This window comes from Silvibacterium dinghuense, assembly GCF_004123295.1.
GTDB classification, from domain to species: Bacteria; Acidobacteriota; Terriglobia; order Terriglobales; family Acidobacteriaceae; genus Silvibacterium; species Silvibacterium dinghuense.
In genome coordinates this window covers 1078161-1093262 of the sequence record NZ_SDMK01000002.1, presented here as the reverse complement: position 1 = coordinate 1093262, position 15102 = coordinate 1078161, and the positions used below count along the sequence as shown (strand labels likewise).

14 protein-coding genes are annotated in these 15102 nt (G+C 60.1%); 6 read left to right on the top strand and 8 right to left on the bottom strand.

Going from position 1 to position 15102, the window contains the following annotated elements; genetic code table 11:
* Nucleotides 1-39 precede the first annotated feature (39 nt).
* Entirely contained in the window at nt 40-735 is a 696-nt protein-coding gene (locus ESZ00_RS13745) for an outer membrane beta-barrel protein (RefSeq protein WP_129208817.1), read from the top strand.
* Here ESZ00_RS13745 and ESZ00_RS13740 read toward each other — a convergent pair.
* From ESZ00_RS13740 to ESZ00_RS13730, 3 genes are all read right to left on the bottom strand, one after another.
* Nucleotides 729-1670, bottom strand: a complete 942-nt coding sequence (locus ESZ00_RS13740) for a VWA domain-containing protein (protein WP_164981513.1) — start codon at nt 1668-1670, stop codon at nt 729-731. The two genes, ESZ00_RS13745 and ESZ00_RS13740, sit on opposite strands and share 7 nt — an antisense overlap.
* Nucleotides 1671-1687: 17 nt before the next feature.
* Nucleotides 1688-2401 (bottom strand): molybdenum cofactor biosynthesis protein, encoded by a 714-nt coding sequence (locus ESZ00_RS13735; RefSeq protein WP_129208815.1) that lies wholly within the window; start codon nt 2399-2401, stop codon nt 1688-1690.
* A gap of 107 nt (nt 2402-2508) precedes the next feature.
* Nucleotides 2509-2952 (bottom strand): thioredoxin family protein, encoded by a 444-nt coding sequence (locus tag ESZ00_RS13730; protein ID WP_129208814.1) that lies wholly within the window; start codon nt 2950-2952, stop codon nt 2509-2511.
* Nucleotides 2953-3084: 132 nt separating this feature from the next.
* Between ESZ00_RS13730 and ESZ00_RS13725 the strand changes: the two genes are divergently transcribed.
* The gene (locus tag ESZ00_RS13725; RefSeq protein ID WP_129208813.1) at nt 3085-4245 is read left to right on the top strand and encodes an FUSC family protein; all 1161 of its coding nucleotides are present in this window, start codon (nt 3085-3087) and stop codon (nt 4243-4245) included.
* 27 nt (nt 4246-4272) lie between these two features.
* Here the strand turns inward: ESZ00_RS13725 and ESZ00_RS13720 are convergent, their stop codons facing one another.
* Nucleotides 4273-4653: a hypothetical protein gene (locus tag ESZ00_RS13720; protein WP_129208812.1), complete on the bottom strand. Its 381-nt coding sequence runs from the start codon at nt 4651-4653 to the stop codon at nt 4273-4275.
* A 75-nt stretch (nt 4654-4728) separates the two neighbouring features.
* Here ESZ00_RS13720 and ESZ00_RS13715 point away from each other — a divergent pair, with 75 nt between their 5' ends.
* The 3 genes from ESZ00_RS13715 to polA all read left to right on the top strand — a co-directional run bounded on the left by ESZ00_RS13715 (nt 4729) and on the right by polA (nt 9718).
* Nucleotides 4729-5745: a mechanosensitive ion channel family protein gene (locus ESZ00_RS13715; RefSeq protein ID WP_129208811.1), complete on the top strand. Its 1017-nt coding sequence runs from the start codon at nt 4729-4731 to the stop codon at nt 5743-5745.
* A gap of 48 nt (nt 5746-5793) precedes the next feature.
* A complete protein-coding gene (gene queA, locus ESZ00_RS13710; protein WP_129208810.1) occupies nt 5794-6849 on the top strand; it encodes a tRNA preQ1(34) S-adenosylmethionine ribosyltransferase-isomerase QueA in 1056 nt (351 codons plus the stop codon).
* Between the two features lie 106 nt (nt 6850-6955).
* Nucleotides 6956-9718, top strand: a complete 2763-nt coding sequence (polA, locus tag ESZ00_RS13705; RefSeq protein WP_129208809.1) for a DNA polymerase I — start codon at nt 6956-6958, stop codon at nt 9716-9718.
* Between the two features lie 70 nt (nt 9719-9788).
* Here the strand turns inward: polA and glmM are convergent, their stop codons facing one another.
* The 3 genes from glmM to ESZ00_RS13690 are packed head-to-tail and all read right to left on the bottom strand — an operon-like array spanning nt 9789 to nt 12828.
* The gene (glmM, locus tag ESZ00_RS13700; protein WP_129208808.1) at nt 9789-11138 is read right to left on the bottom strand and encodes a phosphoglucosamine mutase; all 1350 of its coding nucleotides are present in this window, start codon (nt 11136-11138) and stop codon (nt 9789-9791) included.
* Entirely contained in the window at nt 11135-12550 is a 1416-nt protein-coding gene (xseA, locus tag ESZ00_RS13695; RefSeq protein ID WP_129208807.1) for an exodeoxyribonuclease VII large subunit, read from the bottom strand. The genes glmM and xseA overlap by 4 nt, the downstream gene beginning before the upstream one ends.
* 53 nt (nt 12551-12603) lie before the next feature.
* Nucleotides 12604-12828, bottom strand: coding sequence for a DUF2905 domain-containing protein (locus ESZ00_RS13690; RefSeq protein WP_129208806.1), 225 nt, complete (start codon nt 12826-12828; stop codon nt 12604-12606).
* A gap of 90 nt (nt 12829-12918) precedes the next feature.
* On the opposite strand from ESZ00_RS13690, the gene ESZ00_RS13685 reads away from it, so the two are divergent.
* Nucleotides 12919-14085 (top strand): potassium channel family protein, encoded by a 1167-nt coding sequence (locus tag ESZ00_RS13685; RefSeq protein ID WP_129208805.1) that lies wholly within the window; start codon nt 12919-12921, stop codon nt 14083-14085.
* Between the two features lie 78 nt (nt 14086-14163).
* On the opposite strand, the gene ESZ00_RS13680 is transcribed toward ESZ00_RS13685, so the two are convergent.
* On the bottom strand, nt 14164-14937 hold the full coding sequence (locus tag ESZ00_RS13680) for a GntR family transcriptional regulator (RefSeq protein ID WP_129208804.1): 774 nt from the start codon (nt 14935-14937) through the stop codon (nt 14164-14166).
* Nucleotides 14938-15102: the final 165 nt, after the last annotated feature.

Sequence of the window (15102 nt, the reverse complement as noted above, 5' to 3'; positions counted from 1 at the left end):
GCTGTCAAGTTGTGCGGCTGGGCCTTGCGAGGTCTTGAAGTGAAAAGGTTCGTTCTGTTTTCTGTTCTTGGTACGGTACTTACGCTTGTTCCCGCTCTCCGCGCGGAAGAACCCCTTCCCGATTACACCCCCACCTCTCCCATCAAGAATCCACTCTCCAACCATCGTTGGGAGGTGTATGGCGGTATTGCCTATAAGCCTTTTCAGGCGGGCCCGGGAGATGGCCACACGTCAACCATGTGGGGTTTCAACGGCGAGGCGGCGCGCTTCTTTAATGAGCACTGGGCGATTGCAGCGACCGGCCGCGGCGTCTATGGCACGGCTCACCCCGATCCGAACTCTTATGGCTTTACCAAGCCGCCTGTTACGGAATACATGTACATGGGTGGTCCTGAATACCGCTATGCGCGCAACGAGCACCTGAATCTCTCGCTGCATGCCTTTTTCGGCGCGGGCTATAACCAGATCAATGGAAGTCTGAGGCTCAAATCCGGCGAGTACATCGATCCAGAGCTCGTAGGGCTTTACAAGGATGAGCCTGCATTCGTCAGCTCGTTTGGTGGAGCCGCTGACTTTGCCGTGACCAACCACTGGGCGATTCGCCTGGAGCCCGAAGCGGTGCTGGACGATTTCACCCACTCGGACAATACCGGCGGCATGGCTGTGCACTTCGGTGCGTCGGCCGGTGTGGTCTATCGTTTTCATACGATTACCCGGAAGCGGGCCAGCTACTGATTCGCAGCGTAATAGCCCGTACGGTTACGCACGACGTACGGGCTGCTCTGCGCGGGCGGCTTGGTCAGCGTGACATTGATCGCGCGAAACTGCCCGTCGGCAATACGCCGCGTAGGATAGTAGCCCAGCAGATATTGTGTTCTCAGGTCTTCTGAGACCTTCTGGAAGATTGCTTCCAGATCCCCTTCCTGGGCGTAGTAATACTTGCCGCCTGTCTGTTCGGAGAGGGTGATCATGGCGTGCTCACCAGCCGTGTCTCGTCCGGCATCGGCCAGGATCGGCAGATCGATAATGCTGTAGACCATGACCTCGCCGCGCAGCGCCTCTTCCAGCGCCTGTGCATAATCTGTGCCTTTTACCGTGTTGCCGCCGTCGGAGATCAGCACCAGCACCTTCCGTCCGTGGCGGTTCGCCAGGCTTTGTGAGGCAAGATAGACCGCGTTGTAAAGCGCTGTTGCCGGTCCCGTGGACAGGTTATCGAGCCCGTTATCGATGCGGTGCAGGTTATTGGTGAAGGGCACGACTTCGCGCACATCGGAATTGAAATCGATCAGGTCCAGCTGATCGACAGGCCGCAGCAGTGCGCGCACAAAATGGTGAGCAGCGGTCTTTTCTATATCGAGATCCTTGTGCACGCTACCACTGGTATCGATTGCCAGCACGATAGACAGCGGCATCTCTGTATCCCGCTCGAAGTACGCGATTTTCTGCGGATGCCCATCCTCCGTAAGCGCAAAATCTGTTTTTTCGAGGCCCGGTACCGGCGCTCCGTTGGTATCTGTGACGGTGACAAACACATTCACCAGCCGGACATTCACCTGGATAGGAGGCAGAGGGGAACTCTGCGGCGGGGCAGAGACCTCGGGGACAGCCTGGGCCAGCGCATAGACCGTGCCCAGCACGCATGCCAGCACTGCGGCGCAGCTTCGGGTCAAGTGGAGCGCCGGACACCTCATGACTGTCCTGCCGGAGGAGTGGAATGCAGAGCGATACCTTCGGGGAAAGGATCGCCATCCGCCCAGACCGCACCGTCCGTGAAGTACTCCTTCTTCCAGATCGGTACTGTCTTTTTCAAGGTATCGATCAGCCAGCGGCAGGCATCGAAAGCCGCTGCCCGATGGGCAGAAGCCGCTACGATGAGGACGCTGGTTTCCCCAATCGCCAAACGGCCCAGGCGATGCACAAGGGCAACCTGGCGGACGCCAAAGCGTGACCGCGCTTCGGCTGCAAGAGCGCGCATCTGGCTCAGAGCCATCTCTTCGTAGGCTTCGTAATCGAGGTAGAGCGTCTGGCGTCCACGGGTATGGTTGCGCACAATGCCGTCGAAGACGGTAATCGCACCGTCGGCTCCGGACTTCAATCCGGAGATCAAAGACTGGGCATCGATGCGGTCACGGGTCAGCAGAATCACGTCGCCGGGCTCGCTGCCGCCGCTGACCGGAGGCAGCAATGCAACCTCATCGCCATCCTCAAGGATGTGCTCCGCTCCGGTATATTCCTGATTCACCGCGACGGCGAGCGAGGGCAGAATCTGTGCCGATCCGGGGAGCATGCTCCAGCGGGCAAGAAGATCCGCTACCGTGCTGCCCGCTGCAATCTCCAGCTCGCCGCTGCTATGAGGAAAGAGGTCTTTCAGAACACCGAAGAGGAGGAGGCGGACACGCATGCAGGTTTCAGGATACTCATAGATAGACGCGCATTCTCCTCTCTCTGTCCAGGCAGTTGTAACAATCGATCCCTCGACGGGTATTTTGCTGCTCGATCCGGGCTTTTTTAGCGGACAGCGGCAGCAGCGTCACGCAGCCAGTGGGTCATCTGATCAGCGCCGACCAGCCCGGCCTGCTGGTGCACAAGTCGGCCTTCGGCAAAGACCGCGAAATTGGGGATACCGCGGACGTTATAGCGTGCTGCCAGCTGAGGATGCGCTTCGGTATCCACTTTGAGCACTATGGCTTGACCGGCCATCTGCCTGGCTGTTTCCGCCACATGCGGAGCCGCCATGCGGCATGGGCCGCACCATTCTGCCCAGAAATCGACCAGCACCGGGACGCGCGCCTTGTTTACCACTTCATCGAACAGCGTTATGTCGGCGGCAATAGCCTGGCGTGTGGGCGGCAGCGGAGCTTTACAGCTTCCGCAGCGCCCTGTGTCCGCCAGATGCTCAACCGGAATTCTGTTTTTTGCACCACACTGTCCGCACGTTTCGATGATGGGCATACTCTCTCTTTTCTTCCGGCGAATCCGCGGATTCGCCCGTCTTTTGCATCTATTAAGTAAGATGCGGATGGCACCGTGGCGGGTTCAGTGGGGTGTCCGGCTGCCGGGCTTCGTGCCATCCTAGAAGAGAAGATGTCCTCGACTCCAGTCAGCAATTCCATCAATCCTGAGACGCAGACGCATTCTGTCCCTGCTTATATGCAGGATGTCCTGGTATTTGACTGGAAGAAGCAGACCTTCGCTGCCGATCTCATTTTTGTCGTCCCGGTTGCGCTGTGCCTGGTGATCGGCATGCTGGCAGGACATCCGGGCGCGGCTTTGATCGCCGGTGGTGGCGCGGCGACGGTAGGATTTGGCTCCAAGCAGCAGATCGATCAATCACGCCTGCTGCCCATGATCCTTGCCTCATTCGGCATCGCCTTTTCGAGCTTCATCGGCATGATTGCCGGTCACGAGAACAGCATCCTCGTGCCGCTTGCGGCGCTCTGGGGATTCGGTTACGGCATGCTGACCAGCCGCGAAGGCGGCTATGGATGGGTTGGACAGCAGTGTGTCACCACTCTGCTTGTCGGTTCCGCTTTTCCGTTTACCGCGCATGCTGCGTTGATCCGTGCCCTGCTGCTGCTGGCTGGTGGCAGCGTTCAGGTGCTGTGCTCCACCCTTTTGCTCCAGCTATGGAGCCAGCTGCGCCAGGACCTGGTCCGGATGGGGCATTATGTTCGCGCCGAGCGTGAGGCCTTGCGCACCATGGTCGTCGAGCTCTCTGCACACCTCAGAACGGGGCGGATCACCAATTCCGTGGTCCCGTATGCCCTGCGGCTGATGGTTACGCTCGGCGTAAGCACGGAAATCTACCGCCGGCTGCATTTCTCCAGCGGCTACTGGATTCCGATGACCGCCATGCTGGTACTGAAGCCGGGGCTTGCGGATACAGCCAGCCGCGCCATCGCGCGCACCGTCGGCACCATTGCCGGCGCTTACCTGTTGTCTGTCGCTATTGGCTGGTGGCAGCCATCCCTGACATGGATCGTGGTCTGCTGCATCCTGTTTGCGTGGCTTGCTTACGCAACCATGAACATCAACTATGCACTTTTCACCGTCTGTATCACCGGATACATCGTCTTCCTGCTCTCGCTGGCCTCTACGCCGAGTGACGTGATCGCGCATCGCCGGGCTCTTTGTACCGCGATCGGCGGAGCGCTCGCACTTTCCGTCCGGCTGATCGTGCTCTATCGCCGGAAGCGGTTTTTCTCGCTCCATGTCAGCCAGGAGCCTGCGAATACTCAGGCCTGAGCCGGGTAGCAGGCTCGGAGCCGAAGCTTACTGGCCGTCACGCATCTTCTCCTTGACCGCTTTGGCCAGTTTTTCGATCTCTTCCGCCTTTTTCACCACATCGATCGAGAGCTGGTCCTTGTTGCTCTTGTCGACCTCTGCTTTGAGCTCCTGGGCAAGAGCCAGCAGCTGTGTCGTGTCATCTACAATGCGCTGCTGGCGTTCGGAATTCCGCCGTTTCGCCAGCTTTTCTGCCATCTCCTGCTCGATCATGCTGCTGTCGGTATTCGAGCTGCTCCCCATGTGCACGGTCGAAGTGGAGGAGATAGGCGGTGTGGTCTGATCCTGTTGCTGCCCGCCGGCCGTTCCCGCTGCCACAAGGAAGACGACTGCCCAGCATCCTATTGCATCGAACAGTTTGGCTCGCATCCCCGCCTCCAGACTGATGGTGATTTGTGTCGTGGCGATTCGAAGTTGCGTTCATTATAGGAATAGGAATTTGTAATGCATCCCTTTACTCAACCACTTTCCGCACTTGCGTCCTCTCCGCGCGGATTCTTTGATTCGCTGAACACGGAGTGGCTTGGCGACCTGCAGGAGTTCCTGCACAGCGTGTTGCCGAAGGTTCTGGTGACCGCCCTCGGGGCCTGGATTCTTACCAGGGTGCTCCGGACCGTCACCAACCGCGTGGCAAAGCTGGCTGAATTGCATGCAGCGCAAGGCACAGGCAATGTGGCCCAGGTCAAAACACTCACCTCGGTCATCCGTGCTACCGGTGTCGGTATTATCACCTTCATCGCCGCGCTCGAAATTCTGCCTCTGCTCGGCTTCAATCTGCAGCCAATCCTTGCCTCGGCCGGTGTCGCCGGCGTCGCCATCGGTCTGGCGGCACAGACGATCGTCAAGGACGGTCTGAACGGTATCCTCATTCTTCTTGAAAATCAGTATGGTATCGGGGATATCGTTCGCATCGCTGGGGTCTCCGGGACGGTGGAGGCCATGTCTCTGCGTAAAACCATGCTCCGCGATAGCGACGGCACGCTCTATGTCGTACCGAACTCGCAGATCACCATCGTGGCCAACCAGACCCGCGACTTCTCTGTGGCGACTATCAATGTTTCGGTCGATTACTCCGCCAATCCTGACGATGTGATGAAGCTGCTCAAGGAGGTAGCCATGGGCGTGCGCAACGATCCTGCGTATAAAGATGTTTATCTGGCCGATCCTACTCTCCTCGGCGTCGACGCCATCAAGGGGTCGCAGGTGATCTATCCCGTCCAGTTGCGTACCAAAGCCAACCAGCAGTGGGTCCCGATGCGCGAAACCCAGCGCCGCATCCGTATCGCCTTGGCCGAGCACGGTATGCTTCCTGGTGATCCGCTTCGCGTCTTCTCCGCCAATCCAGGCGATATCCCGGTTGGAGCCGCTGCCGGCCACGCGTTAGCGCCTCCAGCCAAGAAAATCGATCCCACATCTGCCAAGCCGAACGAGATCAACCCCTTTACCGGCGAAGGGCTATAAGCCGGAACGCGCAGGCCTGCCCTGCGCGTTCCCGATAAAATCAAAGCAGTGCTCGTTACCGATTTCGACTACGAACTCCCTGAAGAGCTCATCGCCCAGCAGCCGCCCTCCGAGCGCTCAGGCGCCCGTATGCTGCTCGTTGATCGCAACACCGGGCACTGGCAGGACAGCGCCTTCCAGCATCTTCCCGAGCAGCTGCGCGAAGGTGATCTGCTCGTTCTCAACAACAGCCGCGTCATCCCCGCGCGCCTCTATGGCCGTCGGGTCGATACTGCTTCCGGCATCGAGCACACCGGCCGCATCGAAGTTTTTCTCACGACCCAGCGCAGTGAATGGGAGTGGGAAGTGCTCGTCAAGCCTGGCCGCAAGGTGCAGCCCGGCACGCAGCTTGTGTTCGGCGCTGGAGACCTCCACGCCGAAGTGTTGGACCGCGGTGAATTCGGCGAGCGTACATTGCGCTTCCAACCGGTTCCCGATTTTTTCGCGGCGCTTGAGGCCCTGGGCCGCATCCCGTTGCCGCCCTACATCCATCGCGGCGAAAAAGACGCAGACTCCGATCGCGAGCGCTATCAGACTGTTTTTGCCGAGGACCGCGGTTCCGTTGCCGCGCCCACCGCCGGCCTGCACTTCACCCCGGAGATCCTCGACCGCATTCGTCAGCGTGGCGTCGAGGTTGCTTATGTCACCTTGCATGTCGGCCTCGGGACCTTCCAGCCGGTGCGTGTCGAGCGACTCGAGGATATCCATTTGCACACCGAGCGCTATACGTTGCCGGAGGCTACCGCTACAGCGCTGAATGCCGCGCGCCGCGAAGGCCGCCGCATCGTTGCTGCCGGTACGACCACCGTGCGTACTCTCGAGCACTGCGCGCTACTGGGTGAAGAGTTCACGCCGCATGCCGGGAGTACAAACATCTTCATCTCGCCCGGCTTCCGATTCCGAGCGGTTAACGCGTTGCTCACCAACTTCCACCTCCCACAATCCACCCTCCTCATGCTGGTGAGTGCCTTTGCAGGCCAGGATCACGTGCTCGCCGCCTATCGCCATGCCGTTGCAGAACGCTACCGCTTCTTCTCCTACGGCGACTGCATGTTCCTCTCCTGAGCTGCATACCTCGGGTGGCCCATTCAAGCCCGCAGTCGGCTTGAGTGGGGGAAAGCACGACTCCACGCCCGGGAATTCCTCGCCCTGAAGCGGTAGACTCAACAGGATGTCTAACGTAGCCAGCACTGCCGCGCCCGTCTATCTGCTCGACTCCATGTCTTTCATCTTCCGTGCCTATCACGCGATGCAGAGGCAGCGGCCCATGTCCACGCGCACCGGCGTTCCCACCGCCGCGACGTATGTCTTCGTGAACATGATCAACAAGCTGCGCAAGGATTTCGGCCCGGAGTATTTCGCCGCCGTCTTCGATCTCAGTGGCCCTGTCTTCCGTGATGAGCGCGCGAAGACCATGACCACCGTGCGCAAGTTCAATATCAAGACGCAGCAGTTCGACGAAGTCGAATACGGCGGCTACAAGGCCAATCGTGCCGAGATGCCAGCCGATCTCGCGCAGCAACTCCCTTATATCCGGCGTGCTCTTGAGGCTTTCCATATTCCCATTGTTTCGGCGGAGGGTTTCGAGGCGGATGATGTCATCGGCACACTCTCGCGCAAGGCTGCCGAAGCTGGTCATCCCGTCTACGTTGTCTCGAATGACAAGGATATGCTGCAGCTTGTCACCGACAGCGTAAAGATCCTCAACCCCGCCAAGGACAATCTCGTCCTCGATCGCGACAAGGTTGTAGAAACCCTTGGCGTGCCACCCGAACAGGTCATCGACGTGATGGCGCTGCGCGGCGATTCCATCGATAACATCCCGGGCGCGCCTGGCATCGGCGACAAGGGCTCCATCGAGCTCATTCAGCAGTTCGGCTCTGTCGAAGCCGCGCTCGATCGCGCCTCCGAGGTCAAGCGCAAGACCTACCGCGAGTCTCTCGAGAACAATCGCGATACCGTGCTGCTCAGCAAGGAACTCGTCACCATCCATTGCTCTGTGCCCATCGAGCTCGATCTCGAAAAAATGCGCACCACCGCGCCGGACATCGCCGCCTGTCGCGCACTCTTTACCGAGCTCGAATTCACCACGATGCTCAAGGAACTCGCGCCAGCCGAAGTGACGCAAGCCTACGAACATCTCCTTGAGCCCACGCTGGAGCAGTTCGCTGCTTTTGAGAAGGCGGCGCGTGAGAGCGGCTTCGCCATCGCCGTCGGAGCTTCCGCTCTCGAGTCCGCCTCGGGGCAGGTCTCCGAGCAGGAATCGGAAGGCATCGAAGAACGCGAGCCGGTGTACAAGACCATGTCGTTGCTCGATCTCGTCGAAAAGGCAGCGCAGAAAGACGTAGATCCTCGGCCAGCAAAGCACAAGGTTGCTGTTGCAGCTGAAGCCGATGCAGCCCTGCTCGTCGAACTCGATGCTATCCGCTCTTTGCTGGAAGATGAAAGCATTCCCAAGCGCGTGCACGATCTCAAGGGATCACTGCGTGCTCTCGAAGCTCATGGTGTTACGCTGCGCGGAGCACAGGATGATCTGATGCTCTACTCCTATCTCGTTAACCCGACCCACACTACGCATCGCCTCAGCGATGTGGCCGCGCGCTTCAGCACCACGCCGCTGCGGGAGACAGGGGAACGCGAGCTGACTGAGGCTGCCCACGCCATCCACGCGCTCACACCGACGCTGCGCGAGGATGTGGATGCGCTGGAAGAACGGCGACTCTACGAAACTATCGATCTGCCACTCGTCCCCATTCTCTTTGAGATGGAAAAAGCAGGTGTCCGCATCGACTCCGCGCTGCTGAACCGCATGGGGGAGACGCTTTCCACCGAGATGCAGCGCGTCGGGGAAGAGATCTTCACGCAGTCCGGCCATCGCTTCAACATCAACTCACCCAAGCAGCTCGGTGACGTGCTCTTCAACAAGATGAATCTGCCCAAGCCGCTCAAGTATGGCAAGGGTAAGGTCGTCTCCACGGCGCAGGATGTTCTCGAAGAGCTCGCAGAGCACAACGCTGTACCGCGTCTCGTGCTCGAGTATCGTCAGCTCGCCAAGCTCAAGTCGAACTACGTCGATTCGCTCCCGCTGCTTGCCGACTCCGAAGGCCGTGTCCACACCACCTTCAACCAGGTCGGCACCGCTACGGGCCGTCTTTCTTCGACGAATCCAAATCTGCAGAACATTCCTGTCCGCACCGAGCTTGGACGCGAGATTCGCGCTGCCTTCATCGCTGCGCCCGGCAATCGCCTGATTTCTGCCGACTACTCGCAGATCGAGCTGCGCCTCATGGCGCACTTCTCCGCCGATCCGCTACTTGTCGAAGCCTATCGTACCGGTAAGGACATTCACACCCTCACTGCTTCCGAGGTCTTCGGTGTCCCTGCCGAGAACATGAGCAAGGAGACGCGCAACCGCGCCAAGGCTGTGAACTTCGGCATCGTCTACGGTATCTCGCCCTTTGGCCTTGCCGCGCAGCTCGGTATCGAGCAGAACGAAGCTCGTCTCTACATCGAGACCTACTTCGAGCGCTATAAGGGCGTGCGAGCGTTCATCGATTCACTGCTGGAGACCACGCGCGCTGAACAACGCGTCCGCACGCTCTTCGGCCGCATCCGTCCTATTCCCGATATTCAAAGCCGCAATGCGAATCTGCGTGGCTTCGCCGAGCGTACCGCGGTGAACACACCGCTGCAAGGCACTGCAGCCGATCTCATTAAACTCGCCATGATTCGCATCGACGCCGAGCTCACAAAGCGCAAGCTCGGGACGCGCATGATCCTTCAGGTTCACGATGAACTGCTCTTCGACGTACCCGAAGCCGAAGTCGCCGAGGTGGCGCAGCTCGTCAAACACCAGATGGAGCACGTCATCGAGCTCAGCGTGCCGCTTGTCGCCGAAGTCGGCATCGGTGCGAACTGGCGGGATCTGAAATAGGTTACCGTTGCAGTGACAAATAAAGCGGCCGCCGGAGTTGAATCCAGCGGCCGCTTTTCTTCCTCAAACGTTATGCGCCCAGTTCTGTGCGGATTGCCCCTGCAATCGCTTCGGCGTGACGACGCATTGCCTCTTCCGACTCAGCCTCGATCATCACTCGCGCCAGCGGCTCCGTGCCGGAGTAGCGGATTACGACGCGGCCATTGCCGTCGAGCTCTGTTTCCGCTGCGGCAATGGCTGTGGCCACGCTTGTAATTTCGAGCAGCGGCTTCTTCTCACGCACCTTCACGTTGAGAATCACCTGCGGGAAAACCTTCAGGTCGCCGATCAGCTCGTGCAGCGGCTTGCCGCTCCTGCGCACGACATCGAGCACCACCAGCGCGGTCAGCAGGCCGTCGCCCGTTGTCGCCAGGTGAGGGAAGAGGATGTGCCCCGACTGCTCGCCGCCGAGTGATGCGCCCACGTTCTGCATCCGCTCGAGCACATACTTGTCGCCCACCGGAGCACGCAGCATCGCAATCGCATCCCGCCGTAGCGCAGCTTCGAGCCCCATGTTCGACATTGTCGTGGCGACGACCGTGTCCTTCTGCAGCAGGCCGCGTGCCTTCAGATCCCGCGCCGCCAGCAGCAGTACCCCATCGCCATTCACCACGTTGCCATTTGCATCGGCGAAGAGTGCGCGATCCGCATCGCCGTCAAAGGTCACACCGAGGTCCGCTCCCTGGGCCTTCGTTTCTGCGGCAACCGTCTTTGGATGCAGCGCGCCGCAATCGTCATTGATGTTCCGGCCATCGGGTTGTGCGTGCGTCAGCACAGCTTTGCCACCCAGCCGCGCAAACAACTCCGGCGCCAGTGCCGAAGCTGCGCCATTCGCGCAATCCAGCACGATCTTCATCTCACCGAGCGCAAGCCCCGGCACGGAGGAGAGCAGAAAATCTTCATACTCTTTGCGATACTCTGCTTTCACAGCTGGAGCCTTCAGCGCTGCAACATGCGGAGCCGTAACCGACTCCAGCTGGCGGAAGATCTCGTCTTCGATGCGTAGCTCCACCTCGTCCGCTAATTTGTAACCATCACCGCCAAAAACCTTGATGCCGTTGTCATGCCACGGATTATGCGAAGCCGAAATCACCACACCTGCCGCGAATCCATGCTTGCGCGCAAGGAAGGCGACTGCCGGCGTCGTGATTACTCCCGCGCTCTCGACATGCGCGCCCCCCTGGAGCAGCCCTGCCGTCAGTGTCGCCGCGATCCACTCGCTCGACTCGCGCGTGTCCATGCCGAGGATTACCGTTGGACGATCGGCCACCGGCTTCAGCTGATGCGCCAGTGCCACACCCACGGCGAAGATCGTGCGTGCATCGAGCGGAGCCTCACCCGCTACTGCGCGAATTCCATCCGTACCAAAAAGCTTTCTCATTCCTTCGTCGTGTCCTCTGAAGTCGTAATCACACGGCTTTCCACCGTGCCCTGCGCCAGCCGTGTGCGCAACGTCTGTCCCGGCTGTGCTTCGCTCGAGGAGCGCAGCAACCTTCCCTGATCGTCATATACCAGCGCATAGCCACGCTCCAGCACACCGAGCGGTGAGAGTGAATGCAGCATGCGTTCGAGCGCTTCTACCCTCGCCCGCCTGCGCTGCAGCTCGGCTTGTTGTGCCTGCATGAGTCGTCCACCCAGCGCGTCCAGCTGTCCGGCTGTCAGGCGTAGACGATGCCGTACATCGTGTCGCATCAGGCTCTCGGTCATCTGCTGCCAGCGCATTGCCTCGTGCTGTAGTCTGCGCCCCATGTGCGTCTGCAGGCGCAGCATCAGCTCGTCGATGCGCTGCTGGCGGCGCTGCAGTGCATCCTCAAATCGTGCCAGTGCTGCAGGTGCAGCGATACGCGAGAGCCGGTCGCGCGCACGCATCAGCGCGTAACGGGCCGCCCGCTGCAGGCGCAGCGAAAGCTCCTCCACCTGTTCTTCGATCCGATGCTGCGCCACAGTGATCAACTCCGCCGCGGCCGAAGGAGTTGGCGCGCGCAGGTCGGCGACAAAATCGGCAATGGTGAAGTCTGTCTCATGCCCGACGGCTGAAACCACTGGCAGTTCGGATGCCGCGATCACACGTGCGAGAGCCTCGGAGTTGAAGGCCATCAGGTCTTCGAGCGATCCGCCGCCGCGCGCGATGACGATTACATCCACCTCGCGCGACTGGTTGAAATAGCGAATTCCAGCGGCGACTTCCGCCGCCGCGCTGTCGCCCTGCACCAGCGCCGGATACAGCAACACCTTCAGCGCCCCATGCCGTCTACCGGCCACGTTGAGAAAGTCGCGGATCACTGCGCCCGTGGGCGAGGTGATAATACCCACACAGTGCGGAAATGCCGGCAGTGGCTTCTTCCGCTCTTGATCGAAGAGCCCCTCGCGCTGCAGCTGTGCTTTCACCTGCTCGAAGGCCATCTGCAGCGAGCCCGCGCCCATAGGCTCAAGATGCTCGGCCACAATTTGCACCGATCCGCGCTGCTCATACACCGTCAGCCGCCCGCGCAGCAGCACCTGCAGCCCATCTTCCGGCCGGAAGCGCAGCAGCCCGGCCTGTCGGCGGAACATGACCACCGCCAACTGTGCGCCGTCATCTTTCAGGTTGAAATAGATATGGCCGGAAGCGGCGATCCGCAGATCGGAGATTTCACCCTCCACCCACAGGTCCTGGAAGCTGCGCTCCACTTCGGCGCGCAACTGGGCGGTCAGGCTGCTTACCTGCCAGACTCGCCGTTGTGGCGCCTGAGCCTCTTCGAAGCTGAATCCGAGCTGCGCTCTGCGGCGGCTCTGCTGTTCCGGTACTCCCACGACTTCCCAGTCTACATGCGCTCCCCATGCGTAAAACACAGCGCACAGCGGCGTTATCGCCGGAAGCGTGACAGCAGGTAGAAGACCAGTGACAACAGCACACTCAACAGAATCGACGTGCCGAGCGGAAAGTAGACGGCAACATTCCTTTTCCGCCACGCCAGGTCACCCGGGATATGTCCTGGCCGCATCCCCACGCGATCCAACAGATACACTAAGCCGCCGGCTACGATCAGCAGCACTCCCATTTTCACCAGCAGCCGTGCCAGCCCGTTCATCGCATATGCTCCGGGTTCAGACTCATCCTTTCCGCACCGCGATGACGTACACTGGCCCAGCGCCAACCTGCTCTGGCGGAGATCCTTCCCTTGCATATTCTTTTCTTCTTTGCCGGAATTACGTGCCTCGTCGCTGCGCTCTTTGACGCCTTTCAAACGGTCATCGTGCCGCGCCGTGCCGTCGGCCGCTTCCGCATCACGAACGTGCATTACGCGCTTACCTGGCGCCCATGGTCCACCATGGCCGGCCTTATCCGCGACGCGCGCCAGCGCGAGACCATGCTCAGCTATTACGGTCCACTTTCGCTTCTCCTGCTCATCTTTATCTGGGCTGCGGCGCTGCTTTTCGGCTTTGCATTGCTCTATGCCGCGCTGAATACGCCGATCCACGACCCGCTGGCCCCGCATGCCGGCTTCTGGTCCGATCTCTACCTCAGCGGTACCACCATCTTCACTCTTGGCCTTGGCGATCTCACGCCGCATTCCCCCTCGGCTCGTGCCTGCGTCGTGATTGAATCCGGTATCGGCCTCGGTTTTCTTGCCCTTGTCATCGGCTATTTCCCGGTGCTCTATGGGGCTTTTTCGCGCCGCGAGGTCAATATCTCTTTGCTCGATGCCCGTGCCGGTTCACCGCCCACTGCTGCCGAGCTCATGCGCCGCCACGCGTTTCCCGGCGGCAGCGAGGCGCTCAACATCTTGCTCATCGAGTGGGAGCGCTGGTCGGCGGAGCTGCTCGAAAGCCACATCTCCTATCCGCTGCTCTGCTACTTCCGTTCCCAGCACTCCAACCAGAGCTGGCTCTCCGCGCTCACGGCGATCCTCGACGTTTGCGCGCTCATGATCGCCGGCGTGCAGGATCACGCTGCCCGCCAGGCGCAGCTTACCTTCGCCATTGCTCGCCACGCTCTCGTCGATATCGCGCAGATCTTCTCGCTCCCACCCGCACAGCAGTCCGAAAACCGTCTCCCGCCCGAGCGCTTTGACGCACTCTACGGCCTTCTCTGTGAGTCAGGTATCCGCGTCTGCCGTGACGGAGACTCCATGGCCCGTCTCGCAGCCATGCGCGCTCTTTACGAGGGGTATGCCGAAGCGCTCAGCCATTATCTCTGTATGCCGCTGCCGCCCTGGGTGGCCAATCATCCGCACAAGGACAACTGGCTCTCCGTCGCCCGTGTCCGCGCCGCGGCCGAGTCGGCAGGCATCGAAAACGCGGCCGCACAGATCGTCGTCACCGACGAAGAGCACCACATCTTCTAATGTGTGGAAGAAGGGAATTGGGCAGAGAAAAAGGGCTGCGGATGCAGCCCTTTTGGTCTTGATGCGTAGAGGCTGGTGCTACCAGCTCCCGCGTTCGCCGAACATCTCGATCACGTGTTCCAGCCGCTCGCAGCCGTTGCCCCAGTTCGCCATCAGCGCCTTCTCCACACGATTCGCGTCGCCGACCTCAATGGCACGGATGATCTCCTCATGCTCCTCGAGCGAGATGTGCAGGTCATTGATGATCGAGCTTGCATAGAGCCGCCAGTAGCGCTCGGTTTGCGGCTCGATGGCGTTGTGCAGCACCGTCAGGCGTGGTCCCGCGCTCGAGGCGACAATCGTGCGATGGAACTGCCGGTCCAGGTCGAAGATTCCTCCGGCAGCCGAAGGCCGCCCATCTTTGACGATGTCGTCCAGCTGCTGGTTGATCCCCCGCAGCGTCTTTGCGATCTCTTTGCGTTCGGACTCGGGTAGCTTGGCCGTCTGGCGTCCTGCCATACCTTCCACGCGGCCGATGATCGCATACAGCTCACGCGCGTCATCCTTGGTCAGCGGAGCCACGAACATGCGCGTCTTGCTCGCACTCTTCTGCTCCAGTACATAGCCTTCGCGTTGCAGCCAGTGCAGGGCGCCGCGCACCGGCGTACGGCTCATACCCAGACGGTCGGCCAGGTCGCCTTCCACAATCCATGTTCCCGGAGCCAGTTTTCCGTGCACAATCAGCTCGCGAATCTGTTGGAACGCGGTCAGCAGGCTGGTTCCATGCTCTGCCTTCGATGCCTTCGCTGTTCCGCCCTTCTTACCTTTGGATCCCGCCTTCACGCTGGCTGAGCTGCCTGCCTTCTCTCGCATTCTTCCCCGGAAAATGACTGGTTTCGTGGAGCTACTAATCGTTCAGCATACGCGACTTAGGCCTTTCGTCACCACTATTGAATACATCACGTCTGTCTTTCGTGGTTTTGAAGATTCAGGTCTGGCTCTAAAAATAACTATTTTCAAAATAGGTATTTGTCCCTA